General features: G+C 68.7%; 15 protein-coding genes and 1 tRNA gene. 11 read left to right on the top strand and 5 right to left on the bottom strand.

The window, feature by feature from the left end; genetic code table 11:
* Position 1: 1 nt before the first annotated feature.
* The gene (locus BQ2383_RS00085; protein ID WP_091027435.1) at positions 2–943 is read right to left on the bottom strand and encodes a hypothetical protein; all 942 of its coding nucleotides are present in this window, start codon (positions 941–943) and stop codon (positions 2–4) included.
* 85 nt (positions 944–1,028) lie between these two features.
* Here BQ2383_RS00085 and BQ2383_RS00080 point away from each other — a divergent pair, with 85 nt between their 5' ends.
* The 3 genes from BQ2383_RS00080 to serA all read left to right on the top strand — a co-directional run bounded on the left by BQ2383_RS00080 (position 1,029) and on the right by serA (position 3,553).
* Positions 1,029–1,493 (top strand): hypothetical protein, encoded by a 465-nt coding sequence (locus BQ2383_RS00080; protein WP_091027433.1) that lies wholly within the window; start codon positions 1,029–1,031, stop codon positions 1,491–1,493.
* Positions 1,490–1,825 (top strand): hypothetical protein, encoded by a 336-nt coding sequence (locus BQ2383_RS00075; protein ID WP_091027432.1) that lies wholly within the window; start codon positions 1,490–1,492, stop codon positions 1,823–1,825. Before BQ2383_RS00080 ends, BQ2383_RS00075 begins: the two co-directional genes overlap by 4 nt.
* Positions 1,826–1,948: 123 nt before the next feature.
* The gene (gene serA, locus BQ2383_RS00070) at positions 1,949–3,553 is read left to right on the top strand and encodes a phosphoglycerate dehydrogenase (RefSeq protein WP_091027427.1); all 1,605 of its coding nucleotides are present in this window, start codon (positions 1,949–1,951) and stop codon (positions 3,551–3,553) included.
* A 64-nt stretch (positions 3,554–3,617) separates the two neighbouring features.
* Here the strand turns inward: serA and BQ2383_RS00065 are convergent, their stop codons facing one another.
* Positions 3,618–4,160 (bottom strand): TetR/AcrR family transcriptional regulator, encoded by a 543-nt coding sequence (locus BQ2383_RS00065; RefSeq protein ID WP_091027426.1) that lies wholly within the window; start codon positions 4,158–4,160, stop codon positions 3,618–3,620.
* Positions 4,161–4,255: 95 nt separating this feature from the next.
* Here BQ2383_RS00065 and BQ2383_RS00060 point away from each other — a divergent pair, with 95 nt between their 5' ends.
* The 8 genes from BQ2383_RS00060 (at position 4,256) to BQ2383_RS00025 (ending at position 12,629) form a co-directional block, all read left to right on the top strand.
* Positions 4,256–5,791: an MFS transporter gene (locus tag BQ2383_RS00060; protein ID WP_091027425.1), complete on the top strand. Its 1,536-nt coding sequence runs from the start codon at positions 4,256–4,258 to the stop codon at positions 5,789–5,791.
* Positions 5,792–5,870: 79 nt separating this feature from the next.
* Entirely contained in the window at positions 5,871–6,914 is a 1,044-nt protein-coding gene (locus tag BQ2383_RS00055; protein ID WP_091027424.1) for a 3-isopropylmalate dehydrogenase, read from the top strand.
* 60 nt (positions 6,915–6,974) lie between these two features.
* Positions 6,975–8,075 carry a branched-chain amino acid aminotransferase gene (locus BQ2383_RS00050; protein WP_091027448.1) on the top strand — a complete coding sequence of 367 codons (1,101 nt, stop codon included), beginning with the start codon at positions 6,975–6,977 and terminating at the stop codon, positions 8,073–8,075.
* A gap of 30 nt (positions 8,076–8,105) precedes the next feature.
* Positions 8,106–8,882, top strand: a complete 777-nt coding sequence (locus BQ2383_RS00045; RefSeq protein ID WP_091027422.1) for a fumarylacetoacetate hydrolase family protein — start codon at positions 8,106–8,108, stop codon at positions 8,880–8,882.
* Positions 8,879–10,138, top strand: coding sequence for an MFS transporter (locus tag BQ2383_RS00040; RefSeq protein ID WP_091027421.1), 1,260 nt, complete (start codon positions 8,879–8,881; stop codon positions 10,136–10,138). The genes BQ2383_RS00045 and BQ2383_RS00040 overlap by 4 nt, the downstream gene beginning before the upstream one ends.
* A 71-nt stretch (positions 10,139–10,209) precedes the next feature.
* Positions 10,210–10,899, top strand: coding sequence for a class I SAM-dependent methyltransferase (locus BQ2383_RS00035; RefSeq protein ID WP_244175818.1), 690 nt, complete (start codon positions 10,210–10,212; stop codon positions 10,897–10,899).
* A 53-nt stretch (positions 10,900–10,952) separates the two neighbouring features.
* Positions 10,953–12,458, top strand: a complete 1,506-nt coding sequence (gene gltX / locus BQ2383_RS00030; protein WP_091027412.1) for a glutamate--tRNA ligase — start codon at positions 10,953–10,955, stop codon at positions 12,456–12,458.
* A gap of 99 nt (positions 12,459–12,557) precedes the next feature.
* Positions 12,558–12,629, top strand: a tRNA-Gln gene (locus BQ2383_RS00025).
* A gap of 71 nt (positions 12,630–12,700) precedes the next feature.
* Here BQ2383_RS00025 and BQ2383_RS00020 read toward each other — a convergent pair.
* From BQ2383_RS00020 to pdhA, 3 genes are all read right to left on the bottom strand, one after another.
* Positions 12,701–13,927 carry a dihydrolipoamide acetyltransferase family protein gene (locus BQ2383_RS00020; protein ID WP_091027410.1) on the bottom strand — a complete coding sequence of 409 codons (1,227 nt, stop codon included), beginning with the start codon at positions 13,925–13,927 and terminating at the stop codon, positions 12,701–12,703.
* A 16-nt stretch (positions 13,928–13,943) separates the two neighbouring features.
* On the bottom strand, positions 13,944–14,936 hold the full coding sequence (locus tag BQ2383_RS00015; RefSeq protein WP_091027408.1) for an alpha-ketoacid dehydrogenase subunit beta: 993 nt from the start codon (positions 14,934–14,936) through the stop codon (positions 13,944–13,946).
* On the bottom strand, positions 14,933–16,041 hold a 1,109-nt coding region (gene pdhA, locus BQ2383_RS00010), incomplete at its 5' end, for a pyruvate dehydrogenase (acetyl-transferring) E1 component subunit alpha (RefSeq protein ID WP_432206330.1). The genes BQ2383_RS00015 and pdhA, both read right to left, overlap by 4 nt.

Raw genomic sequence — 16,041 nt, 5'->3', positions numbered from 1 at the left:
GTCACTCGGCCGGTACCTCGTCGACGACGATGGGTGCTTCCGTGGAATCGGCCCATTCGGGTGCGGGCAGGACGGTGTCCACCTGCCCGGCCTGGATCGCCCGCAGCGCCTCGGTGATCTCCTCGTCGTTCTCGGGAACGGGAAGGTCGCACGCACGTAGCTCGGAGGCGAACTGCAGCGTCAGCCGATTCTTGCCCGCTTCCACGGCCTGGGCCGTCGTGCCGGTGATGATCTCGCTTCCGGTCTGGATCGCCGAGACCTCATCGCAGACGTGGTACACCTTGCCACCCTCGACCCATACGACCTCGTCCTTGCCGAGCAGTTGGATCACGGCGGACTGATCGGCCGTGTACTGCTCGACCGACGGCGGAGCGAAGTCGACGCCGAGGACGACGGCGAGAGCCGCGAGGGCGACACCGACGATGCCGGCCGTCGTCTTCTGGCCCTTGTCCATGTCCTTGTTGAGGAAGATCAGGATGACGAGCGGGAGGAAGGCGACGATCGCGATGATCGCGCCGAGCTGGTTCTGCACGAAGAACCGCACCTTGTCGGACTTGCGCGCGGGGTCGAGGCGGTTCGCCTTCTTCCAGAGCACGGATCCGGTGATCGAGAGTGCAGCGATCACGACGAGCAGCACGAGGAGGGCGATGAAAGCCCACTGCGGGAACGTCGCCGTCACGCCGTGCTCCTCGAGGAGTCCGGTGTCGGGGTTGCGGAGGAGCTGTCCGTCCTCGCCGACGTAGACGCGCTGGCGCAACAGCCAGAAGATGCCGACGGCTTCGCCGATGATCGCGACGGCCCAGAGCACGGCGGCGATCCAGCGGAAACGTGTGGCCTTCGCCTTCGCCTCGGGAGTGGGGACCCATCCGGCGGGCGGCTCGGTGTTCGTGCTGCTCGCCGCAGGCGGCTCGACGTCGGCGTTCTTGTTGTCGCTGTCGGCCACGGTGCTCCCCTTTTCCCTCCGATGCCCGCCGTACCGGCTGAAGGCAACCCCGAGCATAGTGGACGGGGTGTCCTACTCTGGGGAGATGACTTCCGATTCCGACGACGCCCTCAACTGGGAGGGCGACGATGCCGCGGCGCCGCAGGATCGCGCCCTTCCGCACGGCTGGAACGCCGTGGGCAGAGGAAGCGAAGAGGTGGGGACGGTCGAGGACGACGGCACCGTCACCCCTGCGGTTCTCGACGAGCCGGCGGGGCTGAGCACTCCGATGCTGCTGATCCTCGGAATCGTGGGCGGCGTGTATCTGCTTTACACGATCGGCTGGGTCGTCGGCGGACTGCGTCTCAAGCCGCTGGCATCGTTCCTCGTCGACGACGCGATGTTCCTGCCGTGGTTCGTGCTGGCGATCGCGGCGCCGGCGCTGTGGTTCCTCGCGACCTGGGTCCTGACGCGCGGCAAGGCGGCATGGGTCCGCGTCGCCGTGCTGCTGGCGGGCGTGGTCCTCCTCGTTCCCTGGCCTTTCGTCACCGTGGGGGTGATCGGATCGTGAGCGCCTCTTCCGCTCCCCAGCAGGTCTCCGCGGGTTCGCCTCGTTGGGTCGTCGGACTCGTCATCGGGCTGGCAGGGCTGTTCTACGCCTACGCGGTGTGGAACGCCGTCGCACACCTGATCACGATGGCGCAGACCGGATTGACCGGCGGTGGATGGGCGACGCTCGCGTTCGGCGTCGCCTTTCCCGCCATCGTCTTCGCCTTCGCCTTCGTGATCGGCCGACGACGCAATGTCGGAGAGCTCGCGCTGGTTTTCCTCGCGGGGCTCGGCATCGTCGCGGTCTTCTGGATGAGCCTCATCGCGCTCAGCCTCACGATGCCGAGCGCCTGAGCCGCACACGGTCACACGGCACGGAGGGCCTCGAGCGCTCGGGTAGAGTTGACGCGATCGCGCCCCCATGGTGTGCGGCGCATCGGCCACTCCCGCCTGCCGCGCTGCCCCGAAGGATCCACTGTGCCGAAGCCCGTCGTGCTCATCGCCGAAGTACTCTCTCCCGCCACCATCGAGGCCCTGGGCCCCGACTTCGACGTCCGCAACGTCGACGGTACCGACCGCGAAGCGCTGTTCGCGGCGCTGGCGGATGCCGATGCCGTGCTGGTCCGCTCGGCGACCCGCATCGATGAGGAAGCGCTCACGCACGCGCCGAAGCTCAAGGTCGTCGCCCGTGCCGGAGTCGGCCTCGACAACGTCGACATCAAGGCGGCCACGGCTGCCGGCGTCATGGTCGTCAACGCGCCGACCTCCAACATCGTGTCGGCCGCCGAGCTCACGGTCGGTCACATCCTGAGCCTCGCCCGCCGCATCCCCGCCGCGCACGCCTCGCTCTCCGCTGGCGCGTGGAAGCGCAGCTCCTTCACGGGAGCCGAACTCTTCGAGAAGACGGTCGGCATCGTCGGCCTCGGTCGCATCGGTGCGCTCGTCGCCGCGCGCCTCGCGGCTTTCGACATGCGTGTCGTCGCCTACGACCCCTACGTCACCTCGGCGCGCGCCCAGCAGCTCGGCGTGCAGCTCCTCTCGCTCGATGAGCTCGTCGCCGAGTCGGACTTCCTGACGATCCACATGCCGAAGACGCCGGAGACCACCGGCATGATCGGCGCCGAGCAGTTCAAGGCCATGAAGCCGACCGCGTTCGTCGTCAACGTCGCGCGCGGCGGCCTGATCGACGAAGAGGCGCTGCATGCGGCCCTCGTCACGGGCGAGATCGCCGGTGCGGGTCTCGATGTCTTCACCTCCGAGCCCCCCGCAGAGGGTGGAACCGCTCGTCCGCTGCTCGAGCTTCCCAACGTGGTCGTCACCCCGCACCTCGGTGCGAGCACCGAAGAGGCGCAGGAGAAGGCCGGCGTCTCGGTCGCCCGCTCCGTGCGTCTCGCGCTCGGCGGCGACCTGGTGCCCGACGCGGTCAACGTCGCCGGCGGCGTCATCGACCCCTACGTGCGCCCCGGCATCTCGCTGGTCGAGAAGCTCGGTCAGATCTTCGCGTCGCTGGCGACCTCGCCGCTCACGAGCCTCGACGTCGAGGTGCACGGTGAGCTCAACGACTACGACGTGAGCGTGCTCAAGCTCGCCGCTCTCAAGGGCGTCTTCACGAACATCGTCAGCGAGACCGTCTCCTACGTCAACGCGCCGCTCCTCGCCGACCAGCGCGGCATCGCCGTGCGCCTGCTCAAAGACGACGTGAGCGATGAGTACCGCAACGTGATCACGCTCGCCGGCGCGCTGTCGGACGGGTCCCAGCTGTCGGTGTCCGGTACGCTCACGGGCCCGAAGCAGGCCGAGAAGCTGATCGGCATCAACGACCACGCGCTCGAGCTGCCGATCGAGAAGCACCACGTCGTCATGCTGTACACCGACCGTCCCGGCATCGTCGCGGTCTACGGTCAGAAGTTCGGGGAGGCGGGTATCAACATCGCCGGCATGCAGATCGCCCGCAAAGCGGCCGGCGCGCAGGCGCTCAGCGTGTTGACGCTGGACTCCCCGGTGTCCGACGACCTGCTCGACGACGTACGCGACGCGATCGACGCCGACCTGTTCCGTCAGATCGAGATCACCGAGGTCTGACCGGCGGCTGCAGACAAGAGGGCGGGAGCGTGATGCTCCCGCCCTCTTGCGTCGCTCGGTGCGGTCAGGCCGTCGCCTTCAGGACCAGCGCGATCAGTTCGGCGAGCTCGTCACTGCGGGGGACCAGCCGCTCGGGTCCGTGCGCGTCGAGCGAGTTGTTGAAGTAGAGCCCGTCGCTGACCAGCATCACGAGGTCGAGGCTCGCCGTGTCCCGCACGTGCGGGCGGATCGTCTCGGCCCACCGCCGTCGCGTCTCGCGGAGCATGTCGGCCGCCGGGGCCGATCCGCCCTGCGTGAGTCGGGTCGCGGCGATGAGCGCTCGATCCAGCGCGTCGTCCTCCATCACGGATGTGCGCACGTAGTAGGCGACGGGGCCTTCTTCGGCGGTGGTCATCCGTTCCAGATCCAGTGTCGTGAGTCGGTCGAGGCGCTCCATCAGCCCGGCTTCGAGGTCATCCTTCGAGCCGAAGTGGTAGAGGAGTCCGCCTTTGGACACCCCCGCGGCCTTGGCCGTCGCGTCGAGCGTCGCCGCTCGTTCGCCGTCTTCGATGAGGATCGCTTCGAAGGCGTCGAGCACCTTCTCGCGGGCGAGGGGAGGTCGGGGCATCGTGGATCCTCTGCACAGGGGAGCGGCGGGAATTCTGTTACTATACCATCCGGACGGTTCACTAACGATGCCGCCAAGATTGTGAGAGGTGTTCCATGACCCGTACTGCGTCGATCCCGACGACAGAGACGGATGCTCCCCGCGTCGGAGCCCGCGGCTGGGCGGCGCTCGTCGTCCTCATGCTGCCGGTGCTGCTGGTGTCGGTGGACAACACGGTGCTGAGCTTCGCGCTCCCTGAGATCTCCATCGCGCTCGCTCCCACGGGGGCCGAGCAGCTGTGGATCATCGACGTGTACCCCCTGGTGCTGGCGGGCTTGCTGGTGACGATGGGCACGCTCGGCGACCGCTTCGGCCGCCGGAAGATGCTGCTGATCGGTGCGACCGGCTTCGCCGCCGTGTCGGCTCTCGCCGCCTTCGCGCCGACGGCCGGGCTGCTCATCGCCGCCCGTGCGCTCCTCGGTTTCTTCGGCGCCATGCTGATGCCGTCGACCCTCTCGCTGCTGCGCTCGATCTTCCAGAACCGCGACCAGCGCCGCATGGCGATCGCGGTGTGGGCGTCGGCGTTCTCCGCCGGGTCCGCCCTCGGCCCGATCGTGGGCGGGTTCCTCCTCGAGCACTTCGCCTGGGGGTCGGTGTTCCTCATCGCCGTCCCCGTGCTCATCCCGCTCCTGGTCGCGGCACCCCTGCTCGTCCCCGAGAGCCGCGACCCGAACCCGGGGCGCATCGACCTGATCAGCATCGCGCTCTCGATGGCGACCATGATCCCCGTGGTCTACGCGATCAAGTCGCTGGCTGTCGACGGACCGAGCCTCACCGCCGGCGCGTGGGCTCTGCTCGGCTTCGGTATGGGCTACCTGTTCGTCCGGCGTCAGCTGCGCTCCCGGTCGCCGATGCTCGACATGGCGCTGTTCCGCCGTGGCTCGTTCTCCGGGGCGATCCTGGTGAACCTGCTCAGCGTCGTCGCGCTCGTCGGCTTCCTCTACTTCGTGTCGCAGCACCTGCAACTGGTGCTTGGACTGTCGCCGATGATGGCGGGCCTGGCGCTCGTGCCCGGCATGCTCGCGATGATCGTCGCCGGCCTCTCGGTCGTGCCCGTCTCGCGCCGCGTGCCGCCGCACATCGTCATTCCGGTCGGGCTCGCGTTCTCGGTCGCCGGCTATCTGATCGTGGCCTTCACGACGCACGAGCACGGGGTACTCCCGCTCGTGATCGCGTTCGTCGTGCTCGGCATCGGCATCGGTGCGGCCGAGACGATCTCGAACGAGCTGATCCTCTCCAGCGCCCCCGCGGCGAAGGCGGGTGCGGCGAGTGCGGTCTCCGAGACGGCGTACGAACTCGGCGCCGTGCTCGGCACCGCGGTGCTGGGCGGCATCATCACCGCGTTCTACCGCGGCGCGCTCGTGCTTCCGGAAGGCCTGCCGGCCGATGTGGCGCACGCGGCGGGGGAGACCCTCGCCGGCGCGTACACCGCGGCGCAGGAGCTCCCGGCTGCGCTCGGCACGGCACTGTGGGACGCCGCGGCCGCCGCGTTCGGCTCCGGCGTGATGGTGACGTCGCTGATCGGCGCGGGCCTCGTGGTCCTCGCCGGTGTCATCGCGGCCGTCACACTGCGCAAAGCCCCCTCGCACTGACCAGTACGCTGGGAGGACCGGCCCGCTCGACCCCGTCGGGCCCGGCCGGTCCATCCCCGTGCAGTGCGCAAGGAGTGTCATGTCGCGTGTCGTGAAGCTGGCCGTCATCCCTGGTGACGGCATCGGTCCCGAGGTCATCGCCGAGGCGGAGAAGGTGCTCGACGCCGTCACCGCGTCCAGCGGTGTGGTCTTCGACAAGACCCGTTTCTCGCTGGGTGCCGGGCGCTTCCTCGAGACCGGCGACACCCTCACCGACGACGACCTCGCATCGATCGCCGCGAACGATGCGATCCTGCTCGGTGCGGTCGGAGGCACGCCGGGCGACCCGCGTCTGAAGGATGCGAACATCGAGCGGGGACTGCTGCTGACGCTGCGCTTCACGCTCGACCACTACGTGAACCTGCGTCCGTCGAAGCTCTTCGCGGGCGCGCCCGGCCCCCTGGCGGATCCGGGCGAGATCGACTTCGTCGTGGTCCGCGAGGGCACGGAAGGCCCGTACGTCGGCAACGGCGGTGCCATCCGCAAGGGCACGCCGCAGGAGGTCGCGAACGAGACCTCGGTGAACACGGCCTTCGGCGTGGAGCGCGTCGTGCGCTACGCCTTCGAGCTCGCCGAGCGCCGTCGGAAGAAGCTGACGCTCGTACACAAGACCAACGTTCTCGTGCACGCGGGCGGCATCTGGCAGCGCATCGTCAATGAGGTCGCCGCCGAGCACCCCGACGTGGCCGTCGACTACCTGCACGTGGACGCGGCCACGATCTTCCTGGTCACCGACCCCTCGCGCTTCGACGTGATCGTCACCGACAACCTGTTCGGCGACATCCTCACCGACCTCGCCGGAGCCGTGACCGGCGGTATCGGACTCGCCGCCTCCGGGAACATCAACCCCGACGGCGCGTTCCCGTCGATGTTCGAGCCCGTGCACGGTTCGGCGCCCGACATCGCGGGCCAGCAGAAGGCCGACCCGACTGCCGCGATCCTCTCGATCGCGCTGCTGCTCGACCACCTCGGTCTCACCGAGGAATCCGCACGCGTGAGCGCGGCGGTCGAGGCCGACATCGCCGCCCGCACCGGCGTGCGCACCACCGCGGAGATCGGCTCCGCGATCACTGCACGCCTCTGATCGCAGGCGTAGGCTGAATGGGCGCGAGGATGCGCCCACCCACGAGGAATGGATGATGAGATGACGACCATCGATGCAGAGGCGACCGTGGCTCCCCTGGAGTTCCTCGTCATGAAGAACCTGAACGCGGCTTCGCCCGCGCGACTGGCCGAAGTGCTCGAGAATCCGGGCTTCGGCGTGGTCTTCACCGATCACATGGTCGACATCTGCTGGTCGACCAAGGGCGGGTGGCACCGTCCGCGCGTGCAGCCGTACGGTCCGATCCCGCTCGACCCCGCGGCATCCGTCCTGCACTACGCGCAGGAGATCTTCGAGGGCATCAAGGCCTACCGTCACGCCGACGGTTCTATCCACACGTTCCGCCCCGACCGCAACGCCGCGCGCCTGCAGGCCAGCGCCCGCCGTCTCGCGCTGCCGGAACTGCCGACCGAGTACTTCATCCAGTCGCTGCGCGAACTCATCGCCGTCGACGGCCGCTGGGTGCCGACCGGCGCGGACCAGAGCCTGTACCTGCGGCCGTTCATGTTCGCCAAGGAGGCCTTCCTCGGAGTCCGTGCCGCGCAGAAAGTCGCTTACTACGTCATCGCCAGCCCGGCCGGCGCCTATTTCACCGGCGGCGTCAAGCCGGTGCGCATCTGGCTCTCCGAGGAATACGCCCGCGCGGGCAAGGGCGGCACCGGAAAGGCCAAGACCGGCGGCAACTACGCATCGAGCCTCCTCGCACAGAGCGAGGCCAGCGCGAAGGGCTGCGACCAGGTCGTCTTCCTCAACGAGAAGCGCGACGTCGAAGAGCTCGGCGGGATGAACGTCGTCTTCGTCTTCAAGGACGGCCGCGTGGTGACACCGGAGTCGGACAGCATCCTCGAGGGCATCACGCGCGACTCGCTGCTGCAGCTCGCGGAGGACCGCGGCTACACGGTCGAGAAGCGTCCGATCTCGATCGACGAGTGGCGTGAGGGCGTGGCATCCGGCGACATCGTCGAGGTGTTCGCGTGCGGCACGGCGGCGGTCGTGACCCCGATCGGCGCGCTCGTCGGCGACGGGTTCGACGAGCCGCAGCCGCTGGGCGAGCTCGCTCTCTCGCTGCGTGAGGAGCTCACCGACATCCAGTACGGCCGCCGCGAGGACAAGCACGGCTGGCTGCTGCGTCTCGACGCCTGAGCCGCGGGAGCGCTCGGTAGGCTGGATCCCATGAAGATCGCTCGGTTCAGCCACGACGAAGCCATCATGTACGGGATCATCGACGAGCGCGAGCTCGTGGTGCTCGCCGGAGACCCGATGTTCACCGGGTACGAGACCACCGGCGCGCGTGTGCCGCTGGCGGATGCTGCTCTGCTCGCCCCCGTGATCCCGCGGTCGAAGGTCGTCTGCGTCGGCAAGAACTACCACGACCACGCCGCCGAGATGGGGGGAGTGGCCCCCGAGGAGCCGCTGCTCTTCCTGAAGCCCAACACATCGGTGATCGGCCCCGGCGACGCGATCGTGCGCCCGACACTCTCGGAGCGCACCGAGTACGAGGGCGAGCTCGTCGTGGTGATCGGCAAGATCGCGAAGAACGTGAAGGCCGAGAACGCGCTCGACTACGTCCTCGGCTACACGATCGGGAACGACGTGACGGCGCGCGACCTGCAGCGCAAGGACGGCCAGTGGTCGCGCGCGAAGGGCTTCGACACGTTCTGCCCGCTCGGACCGGTGATCGAGACCGACTTCGACCCGGCGAACGCGACGATCGAGACGCGGGTGAACGGCGAGGTGCGACAGCACGCACCGCTCACCGACATGATCCACTCCGTGCCGGCGATCATCGAGTACGCCTCCGCCGTGTTCACCCTGCTGCCCGGTGATGTGATCATGACGGGGACGCCGGCCGGTGTCGGCACGTTCGAAGCGGGCGACGTGGTCGAGGTCGAGATCTCGGGACTGGGAATCCTGCGCAACAGCGTGCGCGACGCCGTACCCGCGTCATGACCGACGTCGCCCTGACGGCGGCGCAGCAGGCGGCTGTCCAGCGGCGTACCGTGCTGGTGCTGTCGTTCGGGCAGGTGCTCGGCGGCATCGCCTTCGGAGCCACGGTGTCACTCGGCGCCCTTCTTGCGGCGGACATCTCGGGGAACGATGCGCTCTCCGGACTGGCTACGGCGTCGGTCACGCTGGGAGCGGCGGCGTGCGCGATCCCGCTCGCGCGTCTCGCCGCGCGCGTCGGGCGTCGTCGGGCGCTCACCCTCGGCAACCTCTTCGCTCTGGTCGGCATCGCGGTCGTCATCCTTGCCGCCTCCCTGCGCGTGTTCCCCCTGCTACTCGCCGGCATCCTGATGATCGGCGCCGGCAACGCGGGAAACCTGCAGTCCCGGTTCGCGGCGACCGACTTGGCGGCACCTCAGCATCGTGGCCGTGATCTCTCGATCGTCGTCTGGTCGACGACCATCGGCGGCGTCGCGGGGCCCCTGCTCCTCGGTCCCGGAGAGATCGTGGGGCAGACGGTCGGCATGCCGCCGCAGACCGGTTCCTATCTCTTCTCCTTCGTCGCGCAGTGTGCGGCGCTGGTGCTGTACATCGTCGCGCTCCGACCCGACCCGCTGCTCGCCGCGCAGCGTCTCGCGAAGGTGGCGGCGGCGACGACCGGGGCCGTGGTGCTCGACCGCCCTCGCGTGGCGCGCTACGCGATCTTCGCGGTCGCCGGATCCCACGTGGTGATGGCGTCCGTGATGGCGATGACCCCGGTGCACCTGTCGCACATGGCGCACGGTGCGCATGGCATGGCGCCCACTCCGGCCGATGTGTCCGCGCTCGTGGGTATCACGATCGCCCTCCACGTCGGCGGCATGTATGCCCTGTCGCCCGTGTTCGGCGTGCTTGCCGATCGCTGGGGGCGACTGCGCGTGGTGCTGCTCGGCCAGGTGCTGCTCGCCGGCGCGCTGGCGTTCGCCGTCTTCACGGGCACGGAGGCATGGGGCGTGATGGTCGCGCTCATCCTGCTGGGGCTGGGCTGGAGTGCGGCGACCGTCGCCGGTGCCGCACTGCTCACGGAGGCCTCCGCACCGGAGCTGCGCACCCGCAGGCAGGGCCGCAGCGACTCCCTGATGAGCCTTTCGGCGGCAGCCGGATCGGTGCTGGCCGGGATCGTCCTCGCGAACTTCCAGTACGCCGGGCTCGGTGTGGCCGCGTTCATCCTGGTGATCGCGATCGTCGCCCTGTCTCCGCTGGCTCGCTCCGGCACCCGATGAAGGACTGGGCCGGGGTCGGCGAGGCATACGCGGCCTCTTTTGCGGACCTCTGCGCCGGAACATTCCCCGTGATGCGTGATGCTCTGGGCGCGCCTGGCGACCGCAGCCTGCTCGATGTCGGTGCCGGCGACGGCACACTCGCCGTGGCATGGTCGGCGGCGGGGTGGGGCGTCACCGCCTGCGAGCCGGAGGCATCGATGCGCGCAGTCTCGCGACGGCGGCATCCTGCGATCGAGTCGCTCGACGGCGCACTGCCTGATCTGCCGTTCGACGACGGCGCATTCGACGTCGTCGTCGCGAACTTCGTGCTGAACCACGTCGCATCGCCGCGCGCATCGGCCGCCGAGCTGCGTCGCGTGAGTCGCGGCACCGTCGTGGCGACCACCTGGACGATGTCGCCCTCCTGGCTCTGGGCCGAGATCACGGAGCGTGCCGGACTGGAGCCGTTCGTGGGGACGAGGCTCCCGGCGGCAGAGGACTTCGAGCGGACGCCGGACGGATTCGCAGGGATGCTGCGCGATGCGGGTCTGGAGCCCGTCACCGTCGCCGAGCATCGGTGGACCTGGAACGCGCGGCCGGAACTGCTCTGGCTATCGGTCGAGGGCGGGGTCGCCGGCGCGGGCGCCCTGTATGCCGGACTGGGCGCGGACGATCGGCGACGTTTCCGCGCGGCGTTCGACCTCGTCGTCGAGGAGCGGCGCACGGGTGGCGTGCTGCCCCTCGAGCACCGGGCGGCGATAGCCGTGGGCGCAGCCGTCTGAGCGGCCATCGACCGCCAGCGGGGATGACCTCGTCCCCGTAGAATCGAAGGGCTATGGCTACCCCTCACCCCCTCACCACGTCTGTCAGTGGTGCCGACGTCCGCGTCCGCTTCTGCCCATCACCGACCGGGCTGCCGCATGTCGGCATGGTCCGCACGGCGCTCTACAACTGGGCGTACGCACGCCACAACGGCGGGAAGATGGTGTTCCGGATCGAGGACACCGACGCGGCCCGCGACAGTGAGGAGAGCTTCCGTCAGCTCGTCGATGCGCTCACCTGGCTCAAGATCGACTGGGACGAGGGCGTCGAAGTCGGCGGGCCGCATGCTCCCTACCGGCAGTCCGAGCGTCACGACATCTACCGCGGCGTGATCGACAAGCTCATCGCTACCGGAGCGCTGTACGAGAGCTACTCCACGGCAGAGGAGATCGACGCGCGCAACGAGGCCGCCGGCCGCGCCAAGCAGCTCGGCTACGACAACTTCGACCGCGACCTCACCGATGAACAGAAGGCGGCGTTCCGCGCCGAGGGGCGCCAGCCCGCCCTGCGCCTGCGTGTGCCCGACGAGGACGTCACCTACGTCGACCTCATCCGCGGCGAGGTCACGTTCCCCGCCGGCTCGTTCCCCGACTTCGTGGTCGTGCGACCGAACGGCGTGCCGCTGTACACCTTCGTGAATCCCGTCGACGACGCGCTCATGGGCATCACCCACGTCCTCCGCGGCGAAGACCTCATGCCGTCGACCGCGCGCCAGCTCTCGCTGTACGCGGCGCTGATCGACGCCGGTGTCACGACGTTCGTGCCGCGCTTCGCGCACATGCCGCTCGTGCTGGGCGAGACCGGCAACAAGAAGCTCTCCAAGCGCGACCCGCAGGCCGACCTGTTCCTGCACCGCGACCGCGGCTTCATCCCCGAGGGTCTGCTGAACTACCTGGCGCTCCTCGGCTGGTCGATCGGCCCCGACCGCGACGTGTTCTCTCTGGACGAGTTCACCGCGGCGTTCGACATCGAGAACGTCAATCCGAACCCGGCACGCTTCGACCAGAAGAAGGCGGAGTCGATCAACGGCGACCACATCCGGATGCTGGGGGAGAAGGACTTCGCCGAGCGGACGATCCCGTATCTCGCGGCCGCAGGCCTCTTCGACGAGCCCACGCATGAGCAGCTCGTGATGGCCTTCCGGGTCGCACCGCTCGTGCAGGAGAGGGTGCAGCTGCTGGGAGAGGTCCCCGGTATGGTCGGCTTCCTGTTCGAGGACGAGGTCTCCTACGCCGAAGACGCCCTCAAGGGTCTGCCGGCGAATGCTGCAGAGGTCCTCGATGCGTGCGTCAGCGCTCTCGAGCCCGTGGAGGATTTCGTGCCCGAGAAGATCCAGGAAGCGCTGGCCACGGCGCTCGTCGAGAAGCTGGAGCTCAAGCCGCGGATCGCTTACGGGCCGCCGCGGGTCGCCATCACCGGCCGTCGGATCTCGCCGCCGCTGTTCGAGTCGATGGAGCTGCTCGGAAAGGATGAGTCGCTGCGTCGCCTGCGGTCGCTCTCGGCATTCCTCGCGAACTGAGGCGCGACGCGCCCGAGCGGCGGCGCGCACCGGTGGTTTTGGTGTTCCGCCGTCGCTCGGGTAAGCTTGAATCTCGGTGCGAGGCTTTGGTTTCGCCCTTGGGGTATGGTGTAATTGGCAACACGGCGGTTTCTGGTTCCGTTGTTCTTGGTTCGAGTCCAGGTACCCCAGCAAGACGAAAACCCCCGCTCAGGCGGGGGTTTCGTCGTTTCCGGGTTCGATTCCGACGGTGCGGCGACGTGTCACATGAGTAGTCGCAGTGGTTCTTCGATCATGTGGGCGAGGGTCCTCAGGAACTGTGCACCGAGAGCACCATCGATGATGCGGTGGTCCGCGGTGAGGGTGAAGCTGATCCGGTGACGCACGACCACAATTTCGTCGGCGAGTGCGAGCTCATCCCGGATCCCGCCCACGGCGAGGATGGCGCCCTGGGGCGGGTTGATGATCGCCGTGAAGTGCTCGACGCCGTACATCCCGAGGTTGCTGACCGTGAAGGTCCCACCCGTCATGTCCGCCGCATCGAGGCGACGCTCGGCGGCACGGGCCGCGAAGTCACGCGTGCGCGCGGCGATGGTGGTGATGGTCGCTGCGTCCGGGGCGCGCAGCACCGGGACGACGAGCCCGGCGGGGGCGGCCATGGCGATGCCGATGTTCACATCACGGTGCAACAGGGTGGCACCGCCGCCCTCCGGTGAGTACGAGGCGTTGATCTCGGGGTGGGCGCGAAGGGCTGACGCTGCGGCCTTGACGACGAGGTCGTTGATGCTCACGCGCTGCTCGGCCGCTGCGACGGTCTCGTTGAGGCGCGCGCGCAGCGCGAGGAGCTCTCCCACATCCGCCGAGGACGTGACGGTGAACGTCGGGATCGCGCCGGCCTCGGTCATCCTCGCGGCGATTGTCCGGCGGGTCGCGTCGAAGGCAACGAGATCTCCGGCAGCGGGGTCGGGTCGGGGTGTCGAAGCGAGATCCGACACGGCTGCGGAGCCGCGCGGCGCCCCTTCGATCAGATCATCGAGGTCGGCGCGGACGATTCGTCCTCCGGGCCCGGTTCCCGGTACCGCGGAGAGATCGATCCCTCGCTCTCTGGCGATGCGGCGGACGAGAGGCGTCGCCGCGGCGCGGGGGGTTTCCGCGGGCGCCGGATACTGCTCGGTGACCGTCGGCGCGGGAACGGACGCCGCCGGTCGTTCCTGATCCGGCACCGCCGCGACGACCTGCGCAGGAGGGGTGTCGTTGCCGTCATCGAGACGGGCGATCGGCGTACCGATGGCGACGTTCTCGCCCTCGGGGATCAGGATCTCGGCGAGCACGCCCGCGTCGTACGCCTCCTGCTCCATGAGCGCCTTGTCGGTCTCGATCTCCAGGAGGAGATCGCCGGGGGCGACCACGTCTCCTGGTTTCTTGTGCCAGGTGGCGATGGCGCCCTCCGTCATGGTGTCGGAGAGGCGGGGCATGAGGATGTCGATCATGTGTCCTTCTTCGGTCTCAGCGGCGCCGGGCAACGGCGTCGAGGGTTTCGCGGATGGCCGTGACGGCGTCTTCCACAGAGGGCATCGCGGCGTTCTCGAGTGTCTTCGCGTAGGGCATCGGCACTTCCGCCATGGCCACCCGACGGACGGGCGCATCCAACCAGTCGAACGCACCGTCGCTGATGGTCGCGGCGATCTCTGCGCCGATGCCGTACGTGAGCCAGTCATCCTCCAGGGTCACGGCGCAGTTGGTCTTGCGCACCGACTCGACGATGGTCTCCCGGTCGAGGGGGCGCAGACTGCGGAGGTCGACCACTTCGACGTCGATGCCCTCGGCGGCCAGGATCTCGGCGGCCTGTAGGGCGACGACCGCCATCCGCGAGTAAGCGACGACCGTGATGTCGCTGCCTTCGCGGGTGACCGCGGCTCGCCCGATCTGTGCGGGAGCGAGATCGTCGGGGACCTCGCCGGTGGTGTTGTAGAGCGCGAGGTTCTCGAGCACGAGCACGGGATCGTCGTCCTGGATGGCGGCGAGCAGGAGTGCTTTCGCGTCAGCGGGAGTCGCCGGTGCGACGACCTTCATGCCCGGGACGAAGGCGTAGTACAACTCCACGTTCTGTGAATGCGTGGCACCGAGCTGCTGTCCGCCACCGCCTGGCGTGCGGATCACGATGGGCACGCTGGCCTGGCCGCCGAACATGCCGTAGATCTTCGCGGCGTGATTGACGATCTGATCCAGGGCGAGCAGTGAGAAGTTGATGGTCATGATCTCGACGACGGGACGCAGGCCGACCATGGCCGCACCGATCGCGGCGCCGGTGAACCCCTCTTCGGCGATCGGCGTATCGCGCACGCGTTTCGGTCCGAACTCCTCCAGCAGGCCCGCCGTGATCTTGTACGACCCCTCGAAGTGCCCGATCTCCTCGCCGATGAGGAAGACGTCGTCGTCGCGCGACATCTCGCTGCGGAGAGCGTCTTGCAGTGCCTGGCGGTAGGTGATGATGCTCATCGGTGGGCCTCCGCCCCGGACTGGGCCAACGGCCTTGGTGGTGCAGGGAAGAGAGCCTCGCCGGGAAGCCGTCGGGAGTCGTTCACGACGGGCGTGGCGTACGTGTAGTCGAAGAGGGTCGAGACATCCGGGTGGGGGCTCGCGTCGGCGAACGTGGCGGCGGCGGTGACCTCGGCGGTGACGTCGGCATCGATCGCCGCGACCTCATCGGCGTCGAGGACGCCGCGTTCGCGCAAGGTGGCCGCGAAGGCGGCGACGGGATCCGCGGCCCGTGCGGCTGCGGACTCCTCGGGGGACCGATAGCGGGCGGGGTCGACGACGGAGTGCCCCTTCATGCGGCCGGTCATCGCCTCCAGGAGGAACGGGCGTCCCGCTCGTGCACTGGCGAGTGCATCCCGCGTTGCGTCGAGAACAGCCAGCGGATCGCTGCCGTCGACCCGGGCGGAATCCATCCGATACGACGCGGCGCGCTTGTGCAGCTCGGGTTCCGCGGAGGACTGTTCGACCGTCGTCCCCATTCCGAGTCCGTTGTTGTTCACGACGTACACGATCGGCAGCCCCCACAGGGCGGCGATGTTGAGCGATTCGTGGAACGCGCCGATATTGGTCGTTCCGTCACCCATGAGGCACACGACGGCCTCGCTTCCGCCGCGGTAGTCGATCGCGAGCGCGGTACCGGTGGCGAGTGGAACCTGCCCGCCGACGATTCCGTAGCCGCCCATGAATCGGACACCCGGATCGAACATGTGCATCGATCCGCCCCAACCGCGGGAGACGCCGTCGGTTCGTCCGTAGAGTTCCGCCATCGCGCGCTCGGGGGAGATGCCCCGGGCGAGCGCGTACCCGTGCTCGCGATAGTTGGCGTAGACGTAGTCGGTCGGCTCCAGCGCTGCCATCAGGCCGACGACCGTCGCCTCCTCGCCCAGGTTGAGGTGGCAGTACCCGCCGATCTTCGCTTCGGTGTAGGAGCGTGCGGCCCGCTCTTCGAACCGGCGGATCGTCACCATCTGGCGATAGAGCGCCCGCAGATCGGTGTCGGACGGACCCGCGGGAACCGGAACGGGGCTCGCGGTCCTCGGCGGGCGCTCTATCGCCAGATGGTGAC

It is taken from the genome of Microbacterium oxydans (assembly GCF_900095745.1).
In the GTDB taxonomy this organism is placed as follows: domain Bacteria; phylum Actinomycetota; class Actinomycetes; order Actinomycetales; family Microbacteriaceae; genus Microbacterium; species Microbacterium oxydans_B.
The sequence above is the reverse complement of the archived record's forward strand: the minus strand, read 5'-3'. Positions and strand labels throughout refer to the sequence as shown.

What these genes read in the sequence shown, in the direction of transcription:
- BQ2383_RS00080 (WP_091027433.1), top strand. Translation starts at nt 1,029, where the DNA reads ATGACTTCCGATTCCGACGACGCCCTCAACTGGGAGGGCGACGATGCC.
- BQ2383_RS00065 (WP_091027426.1), bottom strand. Translation starts at nt 4,160, where the DNA reads ATGCCCCGACCTCCCCTCGCCCGCGAGAAGGTGCTCGACGCCTTCGAA.
- BQ2383_RS00060 (WP_091027425.1), top strand. Translation starts at nt 4,256, where the DNA reads ATGACCCGTACTGCGTCGATCCCGACGACAGAGACGGATGCTCCCCGC.
- BQ2383_RS00055 (WP_091027424.1), top strand. Translation starts at nt 5,871, where the DNA reads ATGTCGCGTGTCGTGAAGCTGGCCGTCATCCCTGGTGACGGCATCGGT.
- BQ2383_RS00050 (WP_091027448.1), top strand. Translation starts at nt 6,975, where the DNA reads ATGACGACCATCGATGCAGAGGCGACCGTGGCTCCCCTGGAGTTCCTC.
- BQ2383_RS00045 (WP_091027422.1), top strand. Translation starts at nt 8,106, where the DNA reads ATGAAGATCGCTCGGTTCAGCCACGACGAAGCCATCATGTACGGGATC.
- BQ2383_RS00040 (WP_091027421.1), top strand. Translation starts at nt 8,879, where the DNA reads ATGACCGACGTCGCCCTGACGGCGGCGCAGCAGGCGGCTGTCCAGCGG.
- BQ2383_RS00035 (WP_244175818.1), top strand. Translation starts at nt 10,210, where the DNA reads ATGCGTGATGCTCTGGGCGCGCCTGGCGACCGCAGCCTGCTCGATGTC.
- gltX (WP_091027412.1), top strand. Translation starts at nt 10,953, where the DNA reads ATGGCTACCCCTCACCCCCTCACCACGTCTGTCAGTGGTGCCGACGTC.
- BQ2383_RS00020 (WP_091027410.1), bottom strand. Translation starts at nt 13,927, where the DNA reads ATGATCGACATCCTCATGCCCCGCCTCTCCGACACCATGACGGAGGGC.
- BQ2383_RS00015 (WP_091027408.1), bottom strand. Translation starts at nt 14,936, where the DNA reads ATGAGCATCATCACCTACCGCCAGGCACTGCAAGACGCTCTCCGCAGC.